The 23940-nt window shown below is 72.5% G+C and carries 19 protein-coding genes and 2 riboswitches; of the genes, 8 read left to right on the forward strand and 11 right to left on the reverse strand.

Going from position 1 to position 23940, the window contains the following annotated elements:
* Positions 1–46: 46 nt before the first annotated feature.
* Together AB0N90_RS16550 and AB0N90_RS16555 are read right to left on the reverse strand one after the other, a co-directional pair.
* Entirely contained in the window at positions 47–1360 is a 1314-nt protein-coding gene (locus AB0N90_RS16550) for an SGNH/GDSL hydrolase family protein (RefSeq protein WP_365196991.1), read from the reverse strand.
* A 56-nt stretch (positions 1361–1416) separates the two neighbouring features.
* On the reverse strand, positions 1417–4563 hold the full coding sequence (locus tag AB0N90_RS16555; RefSeq protein ID WP_365197377.1) for a glycosyl hydrolase 115 family protein: 3147 nt from the start codon (positions 4561–4563) through the stop codon (positions 1417–1419).
* Between the two features lie 345 nt (positions 4564–4908).
* Here AB0N90_RS16555 and AB0N90_RS16560 point away from each other — a divergent pair, with 345 nt between their 5' ends.
* Positions 4909–5928, forward strand: a complete 1020-nt coding sequence (locus AB0N90_RS16560) for a LacI family DNA-binding transcriptional regulator (RefSeq protein ID WP_365196993.1) — start codon at positions 4909–4911, stop codon at positions 5926–5928.
* Positions 5929–5975: 47 nt separating this feature from the next.
* Here the strand turns inward: AB0N90_RS16560 and AB0N90_RS16565 are convergent, their stop codons facing one another.
* Complete coding sequence (locus AB0N90_RS16565) at positions 5976–6464, reverse strand: PH domain-containing protein (RefSeq protein WP_365196995.1); 489 nt, start codon at positions 6462–6464, stop codon at positions 5976–5978.
* 173 nt (positions 6465–6637) lie between these two features.
* Here AB0N90_RS16565 and AB0N90_RS16570 point away from each other — a divergent pair, with 173 nt between their 5' ends.
* The 3 genes from AB0N90_RS16570 to AB0N90_RS16580 all read left to right on the forward strand — a co-directional run bounded on the left by AB0N90_RS16570 (position 6638) and on the right by AB0N90_RS16580 (position 10743).
* A complete protein-coding gene (locus tag AB0N90_RS16570; protein ID WP_365197379.1) occupies positions 6638–7255 on the forward strand; it encodes an RNA polymerase sigma factor in 618 nt (205 codons plus the stop codon).
* Positions 7252–8322, forward strand: a complete 1071-nt coding sequence (locus tag AB0N90_RS16575; RefSeq protein WP_365196997.1) for a CU044_5270 family protein — start codon at positions 7252–7254, stop codon at positions 8320–8322. The genes AB0N90_RS16570 and AB0N90_RS16575 overlap by 4 nt, the downstream gene beginning before the upstream one ends.
* A gap of 291 nt (positions 8323–8613) precedes the next feature.
* The gene (locus AB0N90_RS16580) at positions 8614–10743 is read left to right on the forward strand and encodes a cellulose binding domain-containing protein (RefSeq protein ID WP_365196998.1); all 2130 of its coding nucleotides are present in this window, start codon (positions 8614–8616) and stop codon (positions 10741–10743) included.
* Between the two features lie 66 nt (positions 10744–10809).
* Here the strand turns inward: AB0N90_RS16580 and AB0N90_RS16585 are convergent, their stop codons facing one another.
* Positions 10810–11553: an SDR family oxidoreductase gene (locus tag AB0N90_RS16585; RefSeq protein ID WP_365197000.1), complete on the reverse strand. Its 744-nt coding sequence runs from the start codon at positions 11551–11553 to the stop codon at positions 10810–10812.
* A 404-nt stretch (positions 11554–11957) separates the two neighbouring features.
* Here AB0N90_RS16585 and AB0N90_RS16590 point away from each other — a divergent pair, with 404 nt between their 5' ends.
* Positions 11958–14183 (forward strand): protein kinase, encoded by a 2226-nt coding sequence (locus AB0N90_RS16590; protein ID WP_365197002.1) that lies wholly within the window; start codon positions 11958–11960, stop codon positions 14181–14183.
* 27 nt (positions 14184–14210) lie between these two features.
* On the opposite strand, the gene AB0N90_RS16595 is transcribed toward AB0N90_RS16590, so the two are convergent.
* Genes AB0N90_RS16595 through AB0N90_RS16605 form a run of 3 tightly spaced genes read right to left on the reverse strand, consistent with a single transcriptional unit; the run spans position 14211 to position 17495 of the window.
* Positions 14211–15698, reverse strand: coding sequence for a CoA transferase (locus tag AB0N90_RS16595; protein WP_365197003.1), 1488 nt, complete (start codon positions 15696–15698; stop codon positions 14211–14213).
* A 35-nt stretch (positions 15699–15733) separates the two neighbouring features.
* The gene (locus AB0N90_RS16600) at positions 15734–16711 is read right to left on the reverse strand and encodes a 3-hydroxyacyl-CoA dehydrogenase NAD-binding domain-containing protein (protein ID WP_365197004.1); all 978 of its coding nucleotides are present in this window, start codon (positions 16709–16711) and stop codon (positions 15734–15736) included.
* 46 nt (positions 16712–16757) lie between these two features.
* Positions 16758–17495 carry an acetoacetate decarboxylase gene (locus AB0N90_RS16605; protein WP_365197007.1) on the reverse strand — a complete coding sequence of 246 codons (738 nt, stop codon included), beginning with the start codon at positions 17493–17495 and terminating at the stop codon, positions 16758–16760.
* A gap of 264 nt (positions 17496–17759) precedes the next feature.
* On the opposite strand from AB0N90_RS16605, the gene AB0N90_RS16610 reads away from it, so the two are divergent.
* Together AB0N90_RS16610 and AB0N90_RS16615 are read left to right on the forward strand one after the other, a co-directional pair.
* Positions 17760–18959: a serine hydrolase domain-containing protein gene (locus AB0N90_RS16610; protein ID WP_365197009.1), complete on the forward strand. Its 1200-nt coding sequence runs from the start codon at positions 17760–17762 to the stop codon at positions 18957–18959.
* A 53-nt stretch (positions 18960–19012) separates the two neighbouring features.
* Positions 19013–19079: riboswitch (Fluoride riboswitch) on the forward strand.
* 32 nt (positions 19080–19111) lie between these two features.
* Positions 19112–19597 (forward strand): inorganic diphosphatase, encoded by a 486-nt coding sequence (locus tag AB0N90_RS16615; RefSeq protein ID WP_365197010.1) that lies wholly within the window; start codon positions 19112–19114, stop codon positions 19595–19597.
* Between the two features lie 16 nt (positions 19598–19613).
* On the opposite strand, the gene eno is transcribed toward AB0N90_RS16615, so the two are convergent.
* Together eno and AB0N90_RS16625 are read right to left on the reverse strand one after the other, a co-directional pair.
* On the reverse strand, positions 19614–20888 hold the full coding sequence (gene eno / locus AB0N90_RS16620) for a phosphopyruvate hydratase (protein WP_365197012.1): 1275 nt from the start codon (positions 20886–20888) through the stop codon (positions 19614–19616).
* A gap of 3 nt (positions 20889–20891) precedes the next feature.
* Positions 20892–21380 carry an inorganic diphosphatase gene (locus AB0N90_RS16625; RefSeq protein WP_346075531.1) on the reverse strand — a complete coding sequence of 163 codons (489 nt, stop codon included), beginning with the start codon at positions 21378–21380 and terminating at the stop codon, positions 20892–20894.
* A 217-nt stretch (positions 21381–21597) separates the two neighbouring features.
* Positions 21598–21662: riboswitch (Fluoride riboswitch) on the reverse strand.
* A gap of 252 nt (positions 21663–21914) precedes the next feature.
* Between AB0N90_RS16625 and AB0N90_RS16630 the strand changes: the two genes are divergently transcribed.
* Positions 21915–22256 carry a hypothetical protein gene (locus tag AB0N90_RS16630; protein ID WP_365197015.1) on the forward strand — a complete coding sequence of 114 codons (342 nt, stop codon included), beginning with the start codon at positions 21915–21917 and terminating at the stop codon, positions 22254–22256.
* A 45-nt stretch (positions 22257–22301) separates the two neighbouring features.
* On the opposite strand, the gene AB0N90_RS16635 is transcribed toward AB0N90_RS16630, so the two are convergent.
* Positions 22302–23513, reverse strand: a complete 1212-nt coding sequence (locus AB0N90_RS16635) for an MFS transporter (protein ID WP_365197016.1) — start codon at positions 23511–23513, stop codon at positions 22302–22304.
* 22 nt (positions 23514–23535) lie between these two features.
* Positions 23536–23922, reverse strand: a complete 387-nt coding sequence (locus tag AB0N90_RS16640) for a hypothetical protein (RefSeq protein WP_365197018.1) — start codon at positions 23920–23922, stop codon at positions 23536–23538.
* Positions 23923–23940 lie beyond the last annotated feature (18 nt).

A 23940-nucleotide genomic window follows, 5' to 3' on the forward strand; every position in this document is an offset into this window, starting at 1 on the left:
GCTGCCGCCCCGGGGGGCACAGATCGGTCCGGCCGGCGAAGTGCCGCTAGCGCAGACCGAAGTCCGGTACGGGCTGCCTGCCGAACAGCCGGGCCGGCACCGCGTCGGCCAGTACCTGGTAGCCGGCCGGGTTCAGGTGCAGATGGTCGCCGACATCCAACGAGCCCTGGATCCGTCGGGGTTGGCGCGGATCGCGGACGGCCCGGTCGAAGTCGAGGACGGCGTCGAAGCGGCCGCTGGTGCGGATCCACCGGTTGACCGTCTGCCGGGCCGCCTCGCGGTAGCCGTTCGGGTCGTCGTAGTCGGTGTCGCCGCCGAAGGGCGTCAGCGTGGCCCCGTACACCGGGATGCCCTGCGCGTGTGCCCGTACGACGATCTGGTCGTAGGCCGCGATCAGCGCCGCCGCGGTCTTCCGCTGCGCGGCCTCGGTGGCGTCGGCGGTGCCGATGTCGTTGACCCCCTCGAAGAGGATCAGCCACTTCACCCCGCTCTGCGCCAGCACGTCGCGGTCGAAGCGGGCCAGCGCATTGGGGCCGAGGCCGTCGTCGAGTACCCGGTTGCCGCCGGCCGCCTGGTTGAGGACCGCGACCCCGGACGTCTCGGGGCGCGACCGCAGCCGGGTGAGCAGCTGGTCCGGCCACCGGTCGTTCCCGTCGGTCGTGGAGCCCCGGCCGTCCGTCAGCGAGTCGCCCATCACGACGGCCGCCGCCGTGCCGCTCTTCGAGAAGACCTCGACTCCACTGAGGAAATACCAGTGTTGAGCGGTGGCCGCCCCGCCGAGGTCCGGGTCGTCCAGATGGTTGCCGCGCACCATGTACGACGTGGTGCGCGAGCCCGGATGCGAGGTGATGTCGTCCGATGCCTGGCCGTCGGCCAGATAGAGCGTCACCGTGAGGTTGGATCCCGGCCGCAGCGGGAAGTCCAGCGGGTCGGAGACGGCCTGCGCGCCGACCGGGACCACGGTGGAGGCGCGGCCGTCGAAGGTCACCGTCCGGGTGCTGCCCGCCCGGACGGCGCCGGACCCGGGGCGCCCGCCCGCCGGAAGCGCCACCGAGACGGCCGTGAGGGGCAGCGCCGCCCCGCCGAACGCGTTGGAGAAGCGCAGCCGCAGATGCGTCCCCCCGACCGAGACATGCACGGTCTGGCGCACCGTGCTGTCCGCGAAGACCTGGTCCGGCTGGGTGAACGGCGCCGGAGGCAGGTTGCCCGGCTCGGTCAGCTGCGGCATCGAGGTCCAGGTGTTCACCCAGTGCCCGGCGGCGACCCGGCTCGTGGTGGTGCCCGTCGTACGGTCCCCGCCGGCCGCGGGGGAGGTGGCGAAGCCGGTGGCCGTGAGCACGGCCGCGGCGGCAACGCTCACGAGGAGTGCGGATGTCCGGCCCATGAGGTGTCGGCCCATAAGATGTCGTCCCTTCTTCAGCGCAGCCGGAGGCTCTCGGGCGGACCGAGGTAACTGGGCTTGAGGCCACCGGTGTCCACGACGAGGTTCTGGAGCACCACGGTGGGGTCGACCATCCAGAACTTCAGCACGTGCACCCCCGCCTCGCCGATGCGGTGGGTGGTCGTGGTGACGTTGACGTTGTCGGAGGTGTTGCGCTGCCACTGTGTGTTCATCGTGCCGTCGTCGGAGCCGGTGGCCTCGGTGATGTTCACCGACTGCGGCCGGTCGCCGTCGAAGGAGACGGCGTAGGTGAGACCGCCGTTCGCCAGCACGTCGTTGCGCGGCGAGAGGTACGCCGACACTCTGACCGGGCCGGTCGTGAAGAGCGTGACGGTGTACTCCAGTCGGGGTCCGTCGCCGCCCGGGGTCCGCCGGGACGCGGTGACCGGGAAGGGCTCCATGCCCGCGCCGGTCCTGCCGATGCCGGGGAGCCGGCGCCAGGAAATCCCGCCCCCACCACGGGCGTTGGTGTAGTGGTCGGCCTCGATGGAGAGGTAGCCGCGTGCCTCGACGAACCCGCTGACCTTGTGCGCGGGCCGCGGATGGTCCACCGGGGCCTGGACCGTGACCCGTTGGCCGTCCGGCCCGCTGACGGTGACGGGCACGGTGGTGCTGCCCTTGGGCGCACGGGACCAGTCCGCGCGCACGGTGACGCGTGCCTGCCCGTCGACGCGCCCCCTCGTCGCGTCGACGGACAGCCACGGGACCCCGGTACGGATCTGGTAGTCGAAGGGCGCCGTACCGCGGTTGAAGATCTCGATGTACGGCGCCGGTCCGCTCGCGTACGGGCTCAGGGTGGGCAGCACGCAGTCGGCCGCGGAGCCGGGCCAGACCTGGTCGCTGCCGTCCACAGCGACCCCCATGCGCCCCTTCGCCTGCGGGGTGATGCGCTCGACGGCCGGGAAGATGACGTCGGGGATGGCCGCGTTGTCGATCTGCGGCTGCTGCCAGGGCGCGTCCGGGCCGTACCGGGCCACATCGCCGTAGTCGATGTGCGGCTGGGTCTGGAATCCCTTCCATTTCCCTTGTGCCACACCGTTGTTGAAATGATCGGCGAGTGCCTTGTCCGCGGCGAAGTACGACTCGGTGTCCGAGGCCAGCGCATTGGCGAGGGCCCGGCCCTGACCGGCGTACAGCAGGTTGGTGAACTGGGCCTGGCGCAGGGCGTAGAGGTTCGCCGTCGCCTTGACCGGATACAGGACCAGCTCGTAGAAGCCGTCCCGCTTGGCTGCCGGGAGGGCGCGGTTCGCGCGCTCGGCCGCGGCGGACAGCTCCGCCCACTCCCGCGTGACGCGTTCCATCTCCCGGTAGTCGGTGATGCTGAAAGGCGTCGCCCGGTCGTCGTAGACGACGGCGGAGGAGTCCGTGGCCAGGTCCTTGTCCGGATCCACGGTGATCTTCCGGTTGAGCAACTCGGGCTTGCGCCGTGCCTGCAGATACCCGTACGTGTCCAGCACCTCGGCGATCTCGGCGGCGTGCGCGGGCCCGAAGTTCTGCCGCGCGTACTGCTCCAGCCACGCGGGGACGTCCTCGGCGGTCCAGCGCCCGGGGTTCCAGGCGTAGTCGAGGAAGAACTGCGTGGACAGCTCATTTCCCTTCACATCACCGGAGTTGACGATCCACAGCCGCCGGATGCCATAGGTGTACGCCTGGCCGAGCTGGTCGAGGACATTGGCCAGGTTGGCGGTGTCGACCCACTTGTAGTTGCGGCCCGCGCCGACATAGTCGAAGTGGTAGTAGAGGCCGTAACCGCCGCTGTGCGCGGGCAGGGACGGGCTCGGGACCAGCCGCAGATTGCCCCAGTTGTCGTCGGTGAAGACCACCGTCACATCGTCGGGCGCCCGCAGCCCCTGCTCCCAGTAGCGCTGGACCTCCTTGTAGAACGTCCACACCTGCGGGGTCTCGGCCTGCGGCCTGCCGGTGACGTCCGCGATGATCCGGCGCTGGGTGGCCACGATGCTCTGCATCAGGTCGATGCCGTCGCCGTCGGGCAGCGCGGTGTCGCCGTTGCCCCGCATGCCGAGGGTCACCACCCCCTCGAAGCCCTCGCGCACCTTGCGGCGGATGCCGTCCGTCCAATACGCCTTCAGCGCCTCGGCGTTGTGCCGGAAACTCCACTCGCCGGTACCGCCGTACGGGTCGCTGCCCGGTGTGACGACATTGCCCTGCCCGTCGCGCACCGCGGGCACGGCGTGCCGGTTCCACTCCTCGATGCCGCGCATCATGGGCGCCTCGTGCGAGGTGCCCATCACCACGCCGTACGCCGTCGCGGTCGCGTGGTTCTCCGGATCGTCCTCGGCGAAGGCGCGCCCCCACACCGCGGGCCAGAGGTAGTTGGCCTTCAGCCGCAGCATCAGCTCGAAGACCTTGGCGTAGAAGGCGTGGTTGAAGCCGTCGGGGTGGCCGGGGGCGAGACCGGGACCGAAGTGGGCCGGGGCCCAGGTGCCCAGCGACGGGTTCTCGTCGTTGATGAAGAAGCCGCGGTACTTCACGGCGGGCGTGCCCTGGGTGTGCCGCCCGGGCCGGACGTGCAGCAGGTCCTGGTGGCTCGGCGCGGCATCCGCCCACCAGTACCAGGGCGAGACCCCGATGCCCCGGCTGACGTCGTAGATGCCGTAGATGGTGCCGCGCTGATCGCTGCCCGCGATCACGAAGGCGCGGTCGACCCCGGGCAGCGGATGCTCCACCACCTGCTCAAGAGAGGTCTCCCACTTCCCGGCGATCCCGCTGACGTCCAGTTTCCCGGCGGCCACCAGACGGTCGATCAGCGGGCTCTTCCCGAGGGTGCCGATGAGGACGATCTCGCGAAGGCCGGCCGGGTCATGGGACAGCGCGGGTCCGATGCCGGTGACCCGCTCCAGGTCGTCCCGCAGATCCCCGGCCGCGCGGACCACACCCGCGTGGTCCCCGGCATCGACCACCAGGGGAGTGGCCCTGCCGTACTCGACCAGCGGGAAGGTGCCGGGCCCGCGCGAGGTGGTGATGTACGACCCCGGGTCGGTGGGCCGCGCCGCCGTCGCCCCGTCGGCCCGGGCGGGACCCGCCGAGCCCAGCACGGAGGCCACGGGTGTCGCCAGTGCGGTGAGGCCGACCCCGAGGGCCAGTGCCGTCCGCCGGCTCATGCCGTCCGGGAGGCCGTCGCCGGCCGCGGGGGTGTCGGGTCGTGTGCCGGTGGATGCGTGCCGCGCAGAGTCCATGCCGCTCTCCATGACGGGGAAGCCCCTTCGTGGGCCGTGGGGGACGGTCCTCGGGACGGGGTGGGGCATCGAAAGGGGCCGATACTGTTTCCGGAAAGTTTCCGGAAGTTGTCGCGAAACGTTAGGGTCGCTCCGACTGGCCGTCAACCCCCGCGGCATCAACTGACCGGCCCCGTCCGGGGCTTGGCCGTGCGGCGTCCCGGGCGGCGGCGCACGGACCCTTGGCCGGGCGATTGCCTATGCTGAGGGACCGCAGGCGAGGAGGCATGGATGGCAGCACAGGACGCGGGCCGCGTCACCATCGCGGACATCGCCCGGGAGGCGGGCGTGTCCCTGCCGACGGTCTCCCGGGTGCTCAACGGACGCGCCGATGTGTCCCCCGCCACCCGCCGCCGGGTCGAGGACCTGCTGGCCCACCACGGCTACCGGCGGCGCGCCGCCCAGCCCGCCGGCCGGGCGGAACTGATCGACCTGGTCTTCAACGACCTCGACAGCCCCTGGGCGGTGGAGATCCTGCGCGGCGTGGAGGACGTGGCGCACGCCGCGGGACTGGGCACCGTGGTCTCCGCGGTGCACCATCGCAGCACCTCGGCCCAGCAGTGGCTGGTCAATCTGCGGGCGCGGGCCTCCGACGGCGTCATCCTGGTCACCTCGGACCTCGCCCCCGAACTGCACGCCGAGCTACGGCGCCTGGGCGTGCCCACCGTCATCATCGACCCGGCCGGGGTGCCCACCTTCGGCATACCGACGATCGGCGCCATGAACTGGGCGGGCGGCCGCAGCGCCGTCGAGCACCTGCTCTCCCTCGGGCACCGCCGCATCGGCGTCATCACCGGCCCGGCCACGCTGCTGTGCAGCCGGGCCCGGCTCGACGGGTACCGGGCCGCGCTGGAGTCCGCCGGGGTGGAGATCGACGACCGGCTCATCCGCCGGGGCGACTTCTCCCACGAGGCCGGCTTCGCCGCGGGCACCGAACTGATCACCCTCCCCGACCCGCCGACCGCGATCTTCGCCTCCAGCGACCAGATGGCCCTCGGCGTCTACGAGGCCGCCCGCCGGCACGACCTGCGCATCCCGGACGACCTCAGCGTGGTCGGCTTCGACGACCTGCCCCAGGTCCAGTGGTCCCCGCCGCCCCTGACCACGGTCCGCCAACCCCTGGACGAAATGGGCCAGGTCGCCGTCCGCACCCTGCTCCGCCTGATCCAGGGCGAGACCCTGGAGAGCCCGCACATCGAACTGGCGACACAACTGGTGGTGCGCAGCAGCACGGGGGCGGTACGGGGGTGACCCCGGGGCCGCCGCCCGGCCCCGCTCGCCGTCCGCCGTTCGCCGGTTCAGGGAGTGAAGAGCACCATCTCGGTACGGCCGGTCGCCTGCTGCCAGTAGCCCAGCAAGGTGCGGACCTGACCCTGGAACTCGGCCTTCGGCAGACCCGACTTGGCCTCGACGAGTCCGGGCAGCGGCATCGGGCGCGCGTCCGCCAGATGGATCCGGGCGATCATCCAGGTCGACCCGTAACGGCCCACCCGACGGCGGACCTCGATACGCGTGATCCGCTCCCAGGAGACGGTCCTGCGGCCGAACCAGGTGGCCAGGACCACGCCCGAAGGCGTCAGCAGCGTCGTGCCGGAGCCGTACCTCAGCAGGGTCAGCACGCCGAGGGCGAGGGCGGCCGCGAGGAGGACCAGCGCGGGCCGGCCGGGTCCGTCCGACCTGCTCACGACGAACAGCGCGACCGCCCCGAACAGCCCCGTGAGGCCGAGCGCGCGCAGCCGGATGTCGCGCTGCTCGCGCGGGCCGAATCCGAGTCTTATCTCTTCCATCCGAGGATGGTAAGAGGCGGCATCCGCGCCCAGATCCGCTCCCGGCGAAGGCGCCCGCGCCCGGGGCCGTACCCTCGGGAGGTTGCCCGCAGCGGCGCGCCGCCGTGACGTACGACACAGGAACTCTCCGCGTCGTGCGGAGAGAAGTGAGTGTGAACAAGTCAGAGAACGACATCCGCCGCCGCGTACGCGAGGGGGACCGCGAGGCGTTCGCCCAGCTGTACGAGGAGTTCGCCCGGCCCGTGTACAACCACGGGCTGCGGCTGACCGGCGACTGGTCGACGGCCGAAGAGGTCATGTCAGAGACGTTTCTGACCGCGTGGCACTCGCGTGCGCGGGTCCAGGAGGACGGCGGCTCGCTGCTGCCCTGGCTGCTGGGCATCGCCACCCACAAGGCGGACAACGCGCGCCGCAGCACCTGGCGGCGGCAGCTGTTCCTGGCCCGCCAGCCGCCACCGCCGGACGTCGAGGACTTCGCCGCCCGGTCGGCCGGGCGCATCGACGACGCGCGCCGGCTCCGGGCCGTGCACGCGGCGCTGGGCCGGCTGCGGCGACAGGAACGCGAGGTCCTCGCCCTGTGCGTCTGGTCCGGACTGGACTACCAGGAGACGGCCGAAGCGCTGGGGATCGCGGTCGGCACCGTACGCTCCCGGCTCTCCCGTGCCCGCAAGAAGCTCGCCCGCCTCGCGGACGAGAGCGCCGGACAAAGCCGGGAACCGCATCTCCGCCGCGGAGAGATAACCAGTGCGGCCGCGATCGCGGCCCTGCCCGTGCGGGAGGAACTCACATGAACGACCGTCACGCTTGCCCGGAGCGGCACGACGACCGCGAGGAGATCGCCCGTCTGCTGCCGGCCCCGGCCGACTGGGACCTCCCGCGCGAGCAGCACCTTCGTCACAAGGATCTGCTCATGCGCCACATCGACCGCGACCAGGCCGAAACCGCCACCCCCGAAACCAGCGCCGCGCCGGTCCGGCGCGCCCGGCCCCGGCTGCGGCCCGCGCTCGTCGCCTCGGCGGCCGCCCTCGCCCTGGCCGCGGCGGGAACCGCCGGTGCCGTCCTGAGCGGCAACGGCGGCCACGACGACGCCGCCGCAGCGCACGCCGCCGCGGACATGCGGCCCGCCGCCGCCCTGCTGCACCGCATCTCGAACGCCGCCGCGAACCACGGCACGCTCACCGTGCGCGACGACCAGTTCGTCTACACCCGGGAGATGGTCCGCGAGGCCGATCTGACCAGCGGCAAGGCCGTCGTCAGCCCGCTCAAGGACTACGAGGCGTGGGTGTCCCAGCAGCCCGGCCCGCTGCACAGGCTCGGTCTGTCCCGCGTCGACGGGGAGACCCTGCCCATCAACGCCGAACTGGGGGACACCAAGGGCACCCCGGCCGGTCTCGGCCGGCCCACGTACCGCTGGCTCGCCGCCCTGCCCACCGACCCGGACAAGCTGCTCGCCTACCTGTACGCCAAGACGCCCGCGGCCGAAGGACGGGAACGCGACCAGGCGGTGTTCGAGGAGATCGGCGGTCTGCTCGGCGGACTGACGCCGCCCCGCACCGCCGCCGCCCTCTATCAGGCCGCCGCGAAGATCCCCGGCGTCGACCGGTCGTCGCGGGTGCGGGACGCGATCGGTCGGCAGGGCCTCGGCATCGTCCGCGACGACACGCGCTACTGCGTGCGCACCGAGTGGGTCTTCGACGCCAAGGACTACTCCTTCCTCGGCTCCCGCAGCTACCTGACGAAGGACACGTCGTACGGCAAGGCCGGCACCCTGCTGTCCAGCACGGCCGAACTGGCCCACGCCGTGGTCGACAAGGCGGGCGTGCGGCCCGCGGCCGGGGACCGTACCGGAACCGCCTGATGATCCGGCCGGGCCCCGCGGGCGAGACCTCCCGCGGGGCCCGGCCATCGGGCACGGGGAACGCGACGGCACCGTCTCGGGCGGCCCGTGCCGGCGAGGGACGGCCGATTGACACGACCGGCGAGCGCTCCCATCATGGGAGCGCTCCCAAGCCTCATGTCCCAAGCCCCGCCCGCCCGTTGGCACACCGCCGACGGGTGACACGGTGCTGCACGCCGCACGGTTCCCCGTCCCTCGTCCGGCTCCGCGGTGTGGCCCCGGGCCGGCGCATCACCCGGGAGGAACACCCCCATGCCGTTCCGCAGGAGACCAGCCCGCAGGAGAACGGACGGGCTCCGCCGCCCGCTCGCCGCCATGGCCTCGGCCGCCCTGGCCATGGCGGCCGCGATCGTGCCGCTCGCCACCTCCGCCGCAGCCGACGCGGCCGCCACCGGCGACACCACGGTCACGGTCAACGCGAACGCGGGCCTGGGCACGGTCACTTCGACCGCGCTCGGCGCCAACACCGCCGTCTGGGACGCGTACATGAACGACCCCGGAGTGGCCCCCCTCTACCGGGCCGCGGGGATCGGCGCGCTGCGCTACCCGGGCGGCTCCTACGCCGACCTCTACCACTGGGTCGACAACACCGCGCCCGGCGGCTACGTCGCCCCCGGCACCGGCTTCGACTCCTTCATGGGCACCGCGAAGGCATCCGGCGCCCAGCCGATCCTGATCGCCAACTACGGCTCCGGAACCGCCCAGGAGGCCGCGGACTGGGTCCGGTACGCGAACATCACCAAGGGCTACGGCGCCAGGTACTGGGAGATCGGCAACGAGCTCTACGGCAACGGCGTCTACGGCAGCGGCTGGGAGAACGACACCCACGCGGACAAGACGCCGGACCAGTACGCCCGCGAGGTCACGTCCTATGCCGCGGCCATGAAGGCGGTCGACCCCACCGTCAAGATCGGCGCGGTCCTCACCATGCCCGGCAACTGGCCCGACGGCTCGGTGGCCGCGGGCGACACCGGCGACTGGAACAACACCGTGCTCGCCGCCGTCGCCCACGACATCGACTTCGTCAGCGTCCACTGGTACCCCAACACCAGCGACGGCGACCAGTCGCTGGCCGCCGTACGGCAGTTGCCCGGTGAGCTGCACGAGGTGCGCGACCTGGTGGACCGGTACGCGGGCGCCGACTCCGCGCACATCGGCATCGCGATGACCGAGGTGAACTCCAACTCCGGCGGCGGCGCCTTCACCAGCCGCCCCAACGGCCTGTTCACCGCCGAGGCCATGATGACCGCGCTGGAGAACGGCGTCTTCACCGTGGACTGGTGGGACACCCACAACAGCGCGGGCACCATCAGCACGGTCGGCGGCGAGACCGACTACGGCGACATGGGCATGCTGTCCAACGGCAGCTGCTCCGGCGGCGTCTGCGAGCCCGCCGTGAACACCCCCTTCGCGCCGTACTACGGCATCAAGACACTCGGCGCGCTCAGCGACCCCGGCGACAGCATGGTGGCCTCCGGCACGTCCGGCACCTCCGGCTCCGAGGTCTCCTCGCACGCCGTGCTCCGGTCCGACGGCGACCTCGGAGTCCTGCTGCTGAACAAGAGCTCCGGCACCGAGCACACCGTGGACCTGCGGTACCTGGGCTTCACCGCCGCCTCCGGTGCCCCCGAGGTCCAGCGGTGGGCCCCCGGTGACGACGGCCTGGTGGACGCGACCGGCACCGCCACGGCCGACTCGGTGACCCTCGCGCCGTACTCCATCACCGTGCTGACCCTGCACCCGAAGAGCGGCACGGGTTCCGCCGCCGCCACCGTCGGCGCCCCGGGCACACCGCGGACCACGACGGTCGGTGCCGGCACCGTCGGCCTGAGCTGGCCGGCCGCGACCGGCACGGTGGACCGGTACGAGGTCTACGAGCAGCTCGGCACCAACATCCAGCTGCTCGGCTCGTCCACCGGCACCTCCGTCACGCTCTCCAATCTCCCGGCCGGCTCCCGGCACACCGTCAATGTGCTGGCCCGCGACAAGGCGGGACACCTATCCCGGCCCTCCGCCCCGCTGACCTTCACCGCCGCTACGCCGGACGACAGCACCTGCACCGTCTCGTACCAGGTGACCTCCGGCTGGGGCAACGGCTTCGTCTCCACTGTCGTGGTGCGCAATGTCGGGCCCGCGGACATCGACGGCTGGACGCTGACCTTCGACTGGCCCTCGGCCGGGCAGTCGGTCTCCTCGTCCTGGAACGCGAACGTCACCGGTGACGGGCGGCACGTCCATGTGACCAACACCGACTCCAACGCCGAACTCGCGCCGAACGGCGGCAACTCCGCCACCTTCGGCTTCGTCGGCGCCAACGACGGCGCCAACCCCGCCCCGACATCCTTCAGTCTCAACGGCACGGTCTGCCGGACGGTCTCCTGATCCGGCGCGCCCCCGGGTGGGACGGCTCGACCGCCCCGCCCGGGGCGCCTCCCGGACCGGGGCGCCTCAGATCGCGGTCCGGCCGCCGTCCACGGCGATGGTGGCGCCGGTGACATAACTGGCCCTCGGCGAGGCCAGGAAGGCGACCACCTCGGCGACCTCGGAGGGCTCGGCCACCCGCTGCATCGCGGTGGTCGCGCCCAGCGCGTCGAACAGCTCGCGCGCCTCCGGCCGGGTGTAAACCGGGCCGGGCGCCACGGTGTTGAAGCGGACACCGCGAGCGCTGTACTCGGCCGTCCAGCTCCGCGTCAGCGAGGCCAGGGCCGCCTTCGTGGCGCCGTACGCCGCGGCATTGGCCAGACCGAGGCTGCCCGCCATGCTGCCGACGCTGATCACACTGCCCGAGCCCTTCGCGGCCATCGCGGGGGCGAAGGCGGCCACCAGGAAGAAGGGCGCGCGGACATTGCCGTCGAACATGGCGTCGTAGTCGGCGGGCCGCATCTCCTCGGTCGGGGCCCAGTGCGCGACTCCGGCGTTGTTGACCAGCACATCCACCTCGCCCACCTCCGCCGCCAGCCGGCTCGCACCGTCCGGCTCGGTCAGGTCGGCCGCGACGAACCGGGCCCGGCCCCCGGCCGCGGCGATCTCCGCCACGGCCTCGGCACCGCGCTCGGCATTGCGGCCCACGACCACGACGGACAGCCCGTCCTCGGCCAGTCGCTTGGCGATCGCCCGGCCGATACCGGAGGTGGCACCGGTGACCAGCGCGGTCGGCGGGCGGGACGCGGGGGCGGCGCTCTGTGCGGACATACGGGACACCTTTCGAGGTCACGCGCCGGGCGGGCCCGTCCGGCGGACTGCGGGCACGTCCGAGACGATGCCCTCGTATCAAGGAACGCAGCGCGGCGGCGAGAAGGCGTCACGACACCCCGAGGGGCCGCCTGATCGGCGCCTTCGAGGCCCTTCGAGGCGAGCATGTGCCGGCGTCGGCGTCGTCCTCGGTGGATCGGCGCCGCCGATCGGTCCCCGGCGGGCAAGGGGCCGCCCGGAGCCTCCGGCACGGACTCGGCCCGGCCGCCGAGGAGTTGGGAGGACCGTGTCCATGTGTGATGCTTCTGCGAAGGGCGGCCCGGACCGTCCGCCGCCCGGCCGACCACGCGTGCGCGTTCCGTATTCTGGCGGCTGGAACTGCTGGGAGGCCAGGGGAGGGGCGCGTGCCGCTGCACAAGGACGACCCGAGATCCGTCGGCGGCTACAAGCTGATCGACCGGCTCGGCGCCGGCGGCATGGGCAGGGTCTACCGGGGCAGATCGCGTTCCGGACGCGAGGTCGCCGTCAAGGTCGTCCATGCCGAGTACGCCCAGAACCCCGTCTTCCGGGCCCGGTTCCGGCAGGAGATCGAGGCCGCCCGCCGGGTGAGCGGCGCCTTCACCGCGGCCGTGGTGGACGCCGACCCGGAAGCCGCCTCGCCCTGGATGGCCACCCAGTACGTGCGCGGCCGGTCCCTCGCGGACCGCGTCCGCGACCAGGGCCCGTTGCGCATCACCGAGTTGCGGCCGCTGGCGCTGGGCCTGGTGGAGGCGCTGCGCGACATCCACCGGGCCGGGGTGGTGCACCGCGATCTGAAACCGGCCAACGTCCTGATGGCGGAGGACGGCCCGCGCGTCATCGACTTCGGCATCTCCCGGGCCGTGGAGAGCCACCACACCCTCACCGAGACCGGGCAGGTGATCGGCACCCCGCCCTTCATGTCCCCCGAGCAGTTCACGGACGCCCGTACGGTCGGCCCCGCCTCCGACGTCTTCTCGCTGGGCGCGCTGCTGGTGTGGTGCGTCACCGGGCACGGCCCCTTCGACGCCGACAGCCCCTATCTGACCGGCTACCGGGTCGTCCACAACGAGCCCACCCTCGACGGGGTGACCGGCTCCGTGCGCACGGTGCTGGAGCGCTGCCTGGCCAAGGAGCCCGCCGACCGGCCCGTACCGGACCGACTGGCCCAGGAGTTCGCCGAGGCCCTGCCGGAGCCGTCACCGGGCGAACCGCAGACGATGACACTGCGGCTGCCCTCGGCGCGGCCCGCACCACCGTCCCTCCCCGGCGCCCCGACCACCGCGGAGCACCGCCCGCGACGGCGCGGCCCACGGGTGCTGCCGGCCGTGTCCGGAGTGCTGGCCGCCGCCCTGACCGGCTTTCTCCTGCTCGACCCGCCGGGCGACGGCGGCGGTGCCGGCGGCGCCACGGTACGGGCCGGATCCGCGGCCACCGGACGCTGGACCCCGCTCCCGGCCGGCTGGAAACCCTGGCAGACGACCGCGGCCGCCGACGCCGAGAAGGGCGTGCGGAAGGCACCGGGATACGACGGGAACCGGACACCGGCCTGCGTACCGGACGCCGGTGCCCTCTACTGCGCGGGCAGCGCACTCCTCCCCGAACGGATCGACGCCGCCTCCGGACGCACCCTGTGGCGCTCCGGCATCGCGCCCGCCGGGGTCCCGGCCGACCGGTACGTCACGAACATCCTCGGCACGTACGAGGGCGTGGTGCTCGTGGAGTTGACAGTCACCGGCTCGGGCGGCACCGGCCGGTCGCAGTCCGTCCTCGCCCTCGACGCCACGAGCGGCGCACAGCTCTGGTCGCACCCGGTGCGCGTCGACAGCCTGGGCTCGGCCTACGCGGCCGGGGTGACGATGACCCAGGAGGGCGACGGCAGCGCGGTGACCGTCCGCTCGGCGCGCGACGGAACGGTCCGCGGCCGGATCCCCGTACCCGCCGGATACGACTGCTATCCGCTCGCCGCGGGCAATCGCCCGTATGTGGAGTGCGTCACCCGCGCGGAGGGCTCGCACCTCACGAAGTTCCTGGTGGTCGACCCCGCCGACGGCTCCGCGCGCACCCTGGCGTCCCCCGCCCAGCAGCGGAGCTTCATCGGCGCCCTGGACGGCCGGCTGGTCTTCGTGGAATCGACCGACAACCCCGCCCCCGACAGCCCCGACCTGGTCTACACCCGTATCGTGCGGGTCGACCCGCGCACCGGCGAGCGGTCGCTGACACCGCTGCCCGAGCGGTACCGGGGCGGGATCCCGACCCTGGCCCACGGCACGCTCTACTTCGCCACCTCCAGCGGCATGGTCACGGCCGTCTCACCCATGACCGGGGCCAGACTGTGGCAGAGCCATACGACCCTGGAGACTCCGGGCCAGGCCTCGGTGGACCCGAACGGCCGCACCGTGTACCTGGCCGGGGGGAGCGGCCGGGTGGCCGCCCTCGACACGGCCCGCGGCACCCTGCTGTGGGAGTCCTCGGCCCGCGCGGAGGTGCTGGACAGCGGGCTGCTGCCCACCGTGTGGTTCGACAAGGGCGCGCTGGTCCTCGCGGCCTCCGACGGCAAACTCTTCACCCTCGACCCGGCGCACCCGGACCGGAAGCCCGTACCGGGGTGACGCACAGCGGCTCTGCCGGGCGGCGGATCAGGCGGTGGGCAGCCACTGGGCCCGCTGGGAGCCACGGGGCACGAGGATCTGCCGGTAGGCGCCGGGGGTGTCCGACATCCTCACCTGGTCGGTGACGCCCTGGTAGTGGCCGAGCGGCGTCTCGGCGGTGAAGACCTCGGGGTCCGGATAGGCGTGCAGCTCGCCGGTGCCCGCGATCTCCTCGGCGTACGACGTGTCGAAGATGCCCATCGACAGGATCCACAGGGCGACCCGGGACAGCGAGACATGGACGCGGTAGCTGCCGCCGGCCACGGCACGGCGGCGCAGCGCCTCGGCGATCCCGGCCGTCATGAACCACGAGACCAGGTAGTCGTTGACGACGGTGATGGGCGGCAGGGCCGGCTTGTCGCCGTCGCCCTCCAGGTGGAGCAGACCGGTGAGCGCGCCCGCGGTCTGGTCGAAGCCCAGGTAGTTCTTCCAGGGGCCGCTGCGGCCGTTCAGCGAGACCGTCGCGTGGATCAGACCGGGTCGGCGCGCGATGGACTCCTCCTCGGACAGGCCGATGGAGTCGAGGAAGCCCGGGCGGCGGTTGGCGTAGAAGACATCGGCGCCGGACTGGAGTTCATGGATCCGGGCCAGCCCCTCCCGGGTGTACGGACTGACCGTGGCGGAGCGCACGCCCACGCTGGTGGTCAGGTAGGTGACATCGTGCTCCAGCTCGTACGGCCGCCACAGGTTCAGCACGTCGGCGCCGTGCAGGGCGAGGGCGCGGCCGGCTCCGGCGCCCGCGATGATGTGGCCCATGCCCAGGGCGCGTACCCCGTCGAGCGGCGCGGTCGGATCCGCGGGCAGCGGCTCGGGGTCGCTGTCGCCGATGCGGGTGATCTCCACCAGCGGCAGCCCGGCGAGCACCTGCCGGTACTGCGCCTCCTCCAGGATCTCGGCGGGCGTGCGCACCATCGGCATCACGCACCCGGCCTCCGCGCCGGCCTGCTCCAGCTCCCGGGCGTTCCACTTGGCGATCGCGGCCGCGACGTCCTCGGGCACCTCGCCGACACCGAGCAGCCGCTGCGCGGCGACCTTGATGTTGGGATAGATGTTGAACGGCATCATCCAGCGGTCGTCGGCGGTGCGGTAGAAGGCGTTGGCGAACGCCTGGTTCGGCAGCGAGGGGGTGCCGCCGACATAGCCGTTGATGAGTTCCCACTTCCCGTCGTAGAAGGGGCACAGCCGGTGCGGGCCGACGCGCAGGTCCATGTGGATGTCCTGGCCGCGCCCGGTGCGGTCCTTCCACAGGGCGGCGACGGCGGCGGACTTGGCGACCAGCGCGATTCCGGAGGCCGCGCCCAGGCGCAGGGTGCTGGGGACGACCGGGTCCGCGCCCTCGAAGGTGATCCGGCCGCCGGTGTCGCCCGGCCGCAGGCCGATGCCCGCGAGCACCTCGTCCGTCTCGGCGTGCACATCGAAGGCGTCGTCCGTGGCAGGGCCGGCGACGGCCTTCCTGATCTTGTCAGTGAGGTCCATGACTTCTTCGCTTCTCGTGTGTGGTGTGCGGGAGTTCAGGAGCGGGCGCGCTCGGCGTCCGGGGTCTCGCCCAGGGCGCGCATCAGCGTGATCTGCGCACGGTCGCGCTCGGCGGCGAGCTGCTCCACGGATTCACCGCCGAACGCCTCGCGTGCCTGCTCGGTGAGGAGGGCGACGGTGGCGTCGTCGAAGGTGGGATTGCCCAGAAGCGGCCACAGGCCGGTCTCCATACCGCGCCCGAGATGGTCGATGAAGTGCGGGAGCCCGCCGGGGCCGCCGCCGAGATGGAAGGTGCGGAAGGGACCGGCGACAGCCCAGCGCATCCCGATGGAGGAGGTCACGATGTCGTCGAGCTGCCGCTCCGTCACCACGCCCTCGGCGACCAGATGGACGCACTCGCGGAAGAGGGCCGCCTGGAGGCGGTTGGCGACGAAGCCCGGCACCTCCTTGCGCAGGACCTGCGGCTGCTTGCCGAGCGCGGTGTAGAAGGCCGTGGCCTGTTCGACGGTGGCCGGGGCGGTGCGCGCGCCGGGCACGATCTCCACGAGGGGCACGAGGTGCGGGGGGTTGAAGGGGTGGCCCACGATCAGGCGTTCGGGCGCCCGCATGGCCTCGGCGATGGCGGTCGCCGGGATGCTGGAGGTCGAGGTGGCCAGCAGCGCGTGGGTGGGGGCGGCCGTTTCGACGGTCCCCCAGATCTCCTGCTTGAGTTCGAGCCGCTCGGGACCGTTCTCCTGGACGATGTCCACCTCGGCGACGGCGGTCGCGAGGTCCGCCTCGAAGGTGAGCCCGGCGGTCAGGTTCTCGGTCGGCAGGCCGAGCGCGGCCAGTGCGGGGGTGATCTCCGCGAGTCCGGCGCGGACGAGATCCTCGATGTCGGGGCGGGGGTCGTTGACGACGACGTCGATGCCGCGGGCGAGGAAGAGGCCGGTCCAGGAGACACCGATCACACCGCCGCCGATGACGGCGGCACGCCGGTAGGACTGCAGGGCGGGCTCGGAGGTGCGGGACATGGTGCGGGCCTTTCTCGAAGACGGAGGTGGGCGCGGTGCGGCGGGGTCAGGCGGCGAGGTAGTCGAAGACCGGCTCGACCGGGCTGAGCGTCAGGTCGGTGACGAGGTGGCCGGCGCCGAGGACCTCCAGCACGGGCAGGTCCGCGAGCGGGGCCATGGCGTGGGCGAAGAGCTCCAGGCGCGCCGGTGCGGTGTAGGCGCTCTTGACGGTGACATCGCTGATCTGGGTGCGGACCAGATCGCAGACGCGCAGGCCGCCGTCGTAGTCCGGGACCGTCTTGATCATGAAGTTCGGCGCGCACACCTGGGCGCGCGCCTCCGCCGGGTCCATGGCGTGGTGCTTGTAGCCCATGGTCGCGGTGGCCACCCGCAGCGTCCCGTAGTCGAGCGTGCCGACCAACGTGTCGGAGTCCACGTAGAGGGTGGGGGAGCCGGACTTCTTCGGGTACGCGCTGTACTCGCGGCCACTGGAGATCGCGGGCACGCTGTCCACGTACATGGCGAGGTTGAACTCGCCCTTCTCGCCCTCGTGTTCCACGGCGATCAGCTGACCGGCCTCCGTGTAGTCGCCGAGCCCGGTGGTGTCGGGCATGCGCATGATCTCGAAGCGCACGATCGGATCGGTGACCGTCAACGGCTCCGGGACGAGGCGGCGCAGTACCTCGGGGTCCGTGCGGTAGTAGATGTTGAGGTACTCGCGGTTGGTGAACCGGTACCGGGTGGGGGCGTAGGCCGGGGAGTCCACCGGGGTGGTGAAGAGGCGGGCCACGTCTTCCTTCTGCATGCGGAGCCTCCGAGGAGAGCAGGTGATTCTCGGTTGAATCCAGTGGACACTCGGCGGCACACGTCTGTCCAATATATGTATGCGTCATGATCCATATGGAAGTAGATATTGGCGGTGGAAGCCGCTGTCCCGGTGAAGATCGCGTGCGGGGGAAAGCCCCACCTCGTACTCGGGTGGCAGCTCCATCGATGACGGGAGCCCCGACCGGTTGACTGGCAAGGGACGGGTGAGGGCCGACCGGGTACAGCACAGGGGGACAGCGTGGTGGGGAAGCGTACGGCAGCCGTGGCATGCCTGGCGGCACTCATGGCGGGCACGGTGGGCGCGGCGCCCGCCGGGGCGCACGGGGGCGAGGGCGGTTACTCGGCGGGGGAGCTGAGACGGGATCTGGCGGCGGTCCGTACCGCCGCGGGCGGTGATGTGAACGTGGTGGCCCGGGTGGACGAGCCGGACGGCGCCGTGCTGCGGGCACGGTACGGGACCGCGGGCGTGGGCTCGACCGCCCCCGTGCCATGGGACCCGGAGTTCCGGACGGCGAGCACCACCAAGACGTTCACGGCGGTGGTGGTCCTCCAACTGGCCGCACAGGGGCGGCTCTCGCTGGGCGACACGGTGGCCCACTGGCTGCCCGGAGTGGTCCGCGGGCATGGCAATGACGGCGCGCGGATCACCGTCCGCGACCTGCTCCAGCAGACCAGCGGGATCTACGACTACGTCGACGACCCCGATGTGCGGGACCGGCTGCTGAACCACTTCGACGAGAACCGGTACGACGCCACCCCGGCGTCCCAACTCGTCGCGACCGCCATGCGACACGCCCCGCTCTTCACCCCACCGCCGCCCGGCTCGCCGCGCCGCTGGGCGTACTCGAACACCAACTACCTGCTGGCGGCGATGATCGCCGAGAAGGCGGCCGGCACGGACTGGCGGCAACTGGTCGAGCACCGGATCATCGCCCCGCTCGGCCTGCGGCACACCTACATCCCCGGCGAGAACCCATATCTGATCGGCCCGCACGAGCGGGTGACCATCGACGGCCCCGGGGGCGTACCGGAAGACCTCACCGAGCAGAGCTACCAGCACACCGCCGACTCCGGAGTGGTGAGCACCCCCTCGGACCTCGACCGCTTCTTCCGCGCCCTGGCGGACGGACGGCTGCTGCCCGCCGGGCAGTGGGCCCTGATGCGCCGGACGGTCCCGTACGACGACCTGCCGATACCCCCCGCCGGAAAACAGGGCGGATACGGCCTCGGACTGCGGGTCGTCCCCCTGACCTGCGGGGGCGTCTACTACACGCACGAGGGCGACGGGCTCGGGGTCTACGGCAGACCGGCGGTCGGCGCCGACGGCGGACGAGCGGTGACCGTGTCGGTGACCTCCACCACCGCGCTCGTCGACGAGGACCGGCTCGACCGGGCGGTGCAGGCCCTCACCGACCATGTGCTGTGCGCGCCCCGGAGCTGACCCGATGGAGCCGACCCGGCTGGGTGCGGGCGCCACCGGCGCGCGGGACACTGGAGGCGTACGGCGATGAGGCTCGCCGCAACCGCACCCATGGCCGGTGCTGATGGCCTCTACGTGATGCAGGCACGTCGCGCAGCACGGAGGTGGCATCGATGACCAGAATCGCCGTGACGGTCGAGGCGACCGTCGCCAGCGGCATCCGGGACGACGAGACCGAACCCCTGGTGGACCCGCCGCCCGCGCACGGAAAGGACGGCTGGCCGGTGGGGTACGGCCGCGTCCGGGACACCCTGGGCGAGGACGGCGGCCCACTGCGGGCGCTGGTCCTGATGTGCGAGCCCGCGGTTCCCCGTGACGAGGTCAAAGCCTGGCCGGTGGCCGTCCTCCACCTCGCCGCGCCGGACGGCCCGGTGGACGAGGTGCTGTGCGTGGCCGAGGCCGCGCCCTTCACCGGCCTGCTGGACCTGGCCGACTTCCCCCGCTGGCACGCCCAGCCCGAGGCATGGGCGCAGGCGCTGGCACGCCTCGCCCCGGGCAGCGCCTGCCAGGTCGAAGGGATCGGACCGGCCCTGGAAGCCGGTGAACTGCTGGAGACCGCCCGGCACGCCTATCTCCAGCTCACCGGCTGTCTGGAGTGATCCGCGCGGCCCTGGGTCAGCCGCCGGTGAGGCCGAACGGAAGCGAGGGGTCGCTGTCGGCGATCTCGATCAGCCGGTTGTACTTGGCGACGCGTTCACCCCGGGCCGGGGCCCCGGACTTGATCTGACCGCAGCCGGTGCCCACGGAAAGGTCGGCGATGAAGGTGTCCTCGGTCTCGCCGGAACGATGGGAGATCATCTGGGTGTAGCCGGCCGCGCGGCAGATCCGCATCGCGTCGAGGGTCTCGGTGACGGTGCCGATCTGATTGACCTTGATCAGAGCGGAGTTGCCGATCTTCTTGCTGATCGCCTCCTGGATGATGACGGGGTTGGTGACGAAGATGTCGTCGCCCATCACCTGCACCCGGTCGCCGAGGCGTTCGGTCAGCCGGACCCAGCCGTGCCAGTCGTCCTCGGCCAGACCGTCCTCGATCGACCAGACGGGGTAGCGGTCGATGATCGCCTCGTAGCGGTCGATCAGGTCGTCACTGCTCAGCGCCTCGCCCGCGACCCGGTACCGGCCGTCCGGCAGCCGGAACTCGCTGGCCGCCGGGTCCAGGGCGATCGCGACACTGTCGCGGCCCGGTGTGTAGCCGGCGTCGGTGATCGCCTCGACGAGGAGTTGCAGGACGTCCTCGGGCCGGTCGATGGCGGGGGCGAAGCCGCCCTCGTCGCCCAGGCCCGTGGTGTGGCCGTCGGCGGCCAGCCGCGCCTTCAGCCGGGCGTACACCTCGGCCCCGGCGCGTACGGCCGCGGGCAGACTCGGCGCGCCGAGCGGGGCCAGCATGAACTCCTGGAAGTCGAGGTCGTTGGCGGCGTGGACACCGCCGTTGACCACGTTGAAGTGCGGCACCGGCAGGCGGGGCGCGGTGCCCGCCACCTCGGCGAGATGCCGCCACAGCGGCTGTCCGGCGGCGGCCGCCTCGGCGCGCCAGGCGGCGAGGGAGACCCCGATGACGGCATTGGCGCCGAGCCTCGCCTTGGTGTCGGTGCCGTCCAGTTCGATCAGCGCCCGGTCGATGTCGGCGGCCGAGGCGAAGTCGCGTCCGGTCAGGGCCCGGGTGATCTCGGCGTTGACGTGCCCGACCGCCGTGCAGACGCCCTGGCCGCCGTAGCGGGTCCGGTCGCCGTCGCGCAGTTCGACCGCCTCCCGGGTGCCGGTGGAGGCACCGGAGGGCACCCCGGCCCGGATCCGGGCGCCGTCGCCCGTGGTGAGGGTGACGGCGAGGGTGGGGCGGGCCCGGGAGTCGAGGATCTCGACGGCGTGCAGTTCGGTGATCCGCAGGGTCATGGATCAGGCTCCCGTTCCCACGGCGCGGGCCCGGGAGGCCTCGATCTCCGCGTAGGCCTGCTCGCGGCCCTCCCAGTGCGAACCCTCGACGGACTTGCCGGGCTCCAGGTCCTTGTAGACCTCGAAGAAGTGGGTGATCTCCAGCCGGTCGAACTCCGAGATGTCGGTGATGTCCTGCACCGGCGCGTACCGAGGGTCGTGGGCGGGCACGCACAGGACCTTCTCGTCCGGGCCGTGTTCGTCCTTCATCACGAACATGCCGACGGCCCGGCACTCGATGGTGCAGCCAGGGAAGGTCGGCTCGCCGACAAGGACCAGGGCGTCCAGGGGGTCTCCGTCGCGGCCCAGGGTGCCGTCGACGTAGCCGTAGTCCGCCGGATACTTGGTGGAGGTGAACAGCAGCCGGTCCAGCCGGATGCGGTGCAGCTCGTGGTCCATCTCGTACTTGTTGCGGGACCCCTGGGGGATCTCCACGGTCACATCGAACTCCACTGTGTCCTCCTGGGAACGGGAGCCGCCCGGTGGCGCGGCTCGGGCGGGCGGGGGCCGGGCTCGTCGGGACGGGTACCGGGCGCGCTCGCCCGGACACCTCCGTCCGACGGCGGCGGTGCGCGGTGGCAAGCGGCCGTACCGGCGTCGCGAAGGCCGCCGGGCGGGGCGGGGGAGTGCGAAGCGGCGGGTGCGGGCATGGCTCCTCCTGGTCGTGTCCGTTCGACCAGGGACCGTCAGCGGCATGGTGCCGCGGTTGCGGTGAGCCCCATCACCGGCGCGTTTGGCGCGTACCCATAGTGTGCCCCGAAGATCGCCGCCGCAAGGCATCCGGGGTACGCCGAACGGGCTACGCCTTCGGCCGGCGCCGGCACCGCGGGCGGTCGGGGCCGGGTCCACCGGCGCGGCGTACCCTGGAAGTGCGCGCAGCGCCCGGCGCTGGACCCCGCCGGGACCACCCCGTACAGAGGTGGCCGACCTGCCTGCCGGCCGATGGCTCCTACCCACCTGGACCTCGAAACCAGCGGGGAGCACACCATGGCAGGTACCGCGCCCGGAGCGCACACCGGAGCACAACTCACCGTATCGGCAAGCCTGTTCGCGCCCGCCTGGCTGCCGCCGGGAGGCCGTGGCAACGGACTGCGGGCGACCTCCTGGGCGCCGATCGCCGACCTCCCCGCCCGGCACGTCGACACTGTGCTCGACGCGCTGCGGGACGCGAGCGTCCCCGCCCACGCGGCACCCGCACCCCGTCCGGTACGCCCCCTCGCACCGGGCACGCGGGCGCCGGGAGCGGTGTGGCGGCTCCGGGTGGGCTCCACGTCGTACGCGAGAGCCGAGAACGTGCTGATGCAACTGCTGCGGACACTGGACCGCTGAACCGGCCCCCGGCCCCGACTCCCGGCTTCCTGCTCTTGGACGACTTCACCGGACCCGCCTGACCACCAGGAGCAGGGGGATCGCGGCCACTTGCAGGGCCACCGAGAAGATCACCAGATCGGTGACCGAGCGATCGTAGAGGGCCCCCAGGGCGAGGCTGCCGGCGAACCAGCACACCCCGAAACCGGTGTCGAACAGGCCGAACGCGGAGGCCCGTCGCCGCGCCCCGACCATGCCGGTCACCGCCGCCTTGACCACCGACTCCTGCACCGCCATGCCCAGGCCCCACACCACCACGCCGACGACCGCCGTGCCCGCGCCGCCGAGAAAGACCAGCGGTGGGAAGCACGCCGTCAGCAGCGTCGCGCCGACGACCGTCCGCACACCCCACCGGTCGAACAACCGGCCGAGCGCGAGCGCGGCCAGCGCCTCGGTGGCCATGGCGCCCGCGTACAGGACCGGGATCCACGGCGTGGCGATGATGTGTGCCTGGCCGAAGTGGTAGGCGATGAGCGGGTAGTCGGCGTACGCGGCGGCGATCAGCCCCATGCCGGCCAGGTAGATCCAGAATGCCTGGGGCAGGCCGCGCCGGTCGGGGAGGTCCGCACCGGTGTCCAGCTCCGCCGGACGGGGATACTGCCGCCACGCCCCGGCCAGCACCACCAGGGTGAGGACGGCCGGCACCGCGAGCACCGCGAAACCGACCCGGTATCCGCCGTGCAGGGCCAGGACCAGGGCCACGATGAGGGGACCGACCATCGCCCCTGCCGCGTCCAGGGCCTCGCGCACGCCGAAGACCCAGCCCCGGCCCAGCTCGGCGGTGGCATGCGCGAGCATCGCGTCCCGGGCGGGATTGCGCATGGCGCGGCCGCCGCGCTCGGCGATGATCAGCACGGCGGCCACCGGCCAGTGCCCGGCCAGCGCCAGCAGCGGCACCGCCACCATCTGCACCAGATAGCCGACGGCCGTGATCGGCCAGTACCTGCCGGTGCGGTCGGCGGCGTAGCCGAACACGAAACGCAGCGCGTAGCCGAGCAGTTCACCGGTCCCCGCGACCAGGGCGACGACGAGACCGCTCGCACCCAGCGAGCCGAGGAAGGGGCCGGTGATGCCCCGGGCGCCCTCGTGTGTCATGTCCGAGAACATGCTCACGACACCGATGAGCAGCACGAACCGCAGGGCCGCCCCCCTGACCGGGGCGGTGCGCGTGCCTCCCGGCGCCGCAGGGTTCCGCTCACGGCGGTCGGGCACGGTCATGGACACCTCCGTCGGGCCGGCGCTACGACAACGGCAGGGGGCTCGGCCGCGGCGCCTCGCCGGGACGGTCGGTCACCCGGTGGCGGCCGTGGCCGGACCGGCGGGACAGGGCGCGGGCGGCGCCGTGCAGGGTGCGGTAGGCGCCGAGTTCGCGGGCCGTGTGCGCGGGGACGGCGATCCAGCGGGCCCGGTGTCCGTCGTCGTGGCGCCGGGCCCGGCCGAGGAGTTGTCCGTCGTAGGCGACGACCTGGATGACCGGGTGCCCGGGAAAGAGCGGGGTGCAGGCCAGACCGCGCACCCGCGCGAGCCGTTCGAGGGCCTGTTCCTCGCGCAGCCGCCACTTGGCGTTGACGACGATGAGCCGGGCCGCGCGCAGGGCCGCCACCGCCTCCTGGTCGAGGTATGTCATGGCACAGGACTCCAGTCG

The organism is Streptomyces sp. NPDC093018 (assembly GCF_040684035.1).
Taxonomy (GTDB): domain Bacteria; phylum Actinomycetota; class Actinomycetes; order Streptomycetales; family Streptomycetaceae; genus Streptomyces; species Streptomyces murinus.

What these genes read in the sequence shown, in the direction of transcription:
- AB0N90_RS16575 (WP_365196997.1), top strand. Translation starts at nt 7,252, where the DNA reads ATGAACGACCGTCACGCTTGCCCGGAGCGGCACGACGACCGCGAGGAG.
- AB0N90_RS16585 (WP_365197000.1), bottom strand. Translation starts at nt 11,553, where the DNA reads ATGTCCGCACAGAGCGCCGCCCCCGCGTCCCGCCCGCCGACCGCGCTG.
- AB0N90_RS16615 (WP_365197010.1), top strand. Translation starts at nt 19,112, where the DNA reads ATGACCAGAATCGCCGTGACGGTCGAGGCGACCGTCGCCAGCGGCATC.
- AB0N90_RS16630 (WP_365197015.1), top strand. Translation starts at nt 21,915, where the DNA reads ATGGCAGGTACCGCGCCCGGAGCGCACACCGGAGCACAACTCACCGTA.
- AB0N90_RS16555 (WP_365197377.1), bottom strand. Translation starts at nt 4,563, where the DNA reads ATGAGCCGGCGGACGGCACTGGCCCTCGGGGTCGGCCTCACCGCACTG.
- AB0N90_RS16565 (WP_365196995.1), bottom strand. Translation starts at nt 6,464, where the DNA reads ATGGAAGAGATAAGACTCGGATTCGGCCCGCGCGAGCAGCGCGACATC.
- AB0N90_RS16640 (WP_365197018.1), bottom strand. Translation starts at nt 23,922, where the DNA reads ATGACATACCTCGACCAGGAGGCGGTGGCGGCCCTGCGCGCGGCCCGG.
- eno (WP_365197012.1), bottom strand. Translation starts at nt 20,888, where the DNA reads ATGACCCTGCGGATCACCGAACTGCACGCCGTCGAGATCCTCGACTCC.
- AB0N90_RS16595 (WP_365197003.1), bottom strand. Translation starts at nt 15,698, where the DNA reads ATGGACCTCACTGACAAGATCAGGAAGGCCGTCGCCGGCCCTGCCACG.
- AB0N90_RS16600 (WP_365197004.1), bottom strand. Translation starts at nt 16,711, where the DNA reads ATGTCCCGCACCTCCGAGCCCGCCCTGCAGTCCTACCGGCGTGCCGCC.
- AB0N90_RS16560 (WP_365196993.1), top strand. Translation starts at nt 4,909, where the DNA reads ATGGCAGCACAGGACGCGGGCCGCGTCACCATCGCGGACATCGCCCGG.
- AB0N90_RS16635 (WP_365197016.1), bottom strand. Translation starts at nt 23,513, where the DNA reads ATGACCGTGCCCGACCGCCGTGAGCGGAACCCTGCGGCGCCGGGAGGC.
- AB0N90_RS16580 (WP_365196998.1), top strand. Translation starts at nt 8,614, where the DNA reads ATGCCGTTCCGCAGGAGACCAGCCCGCAGGAGAACGGACGGGCTCCGC.
- AB0N90_RS16605 (WP_365197007.1), bottom strand. Translation starts at nt 17,495, where the DNA reads ATGCAGAAGGAAGACGTGGCCCGCCTCTTCACCACCCCGGTGGACTCC.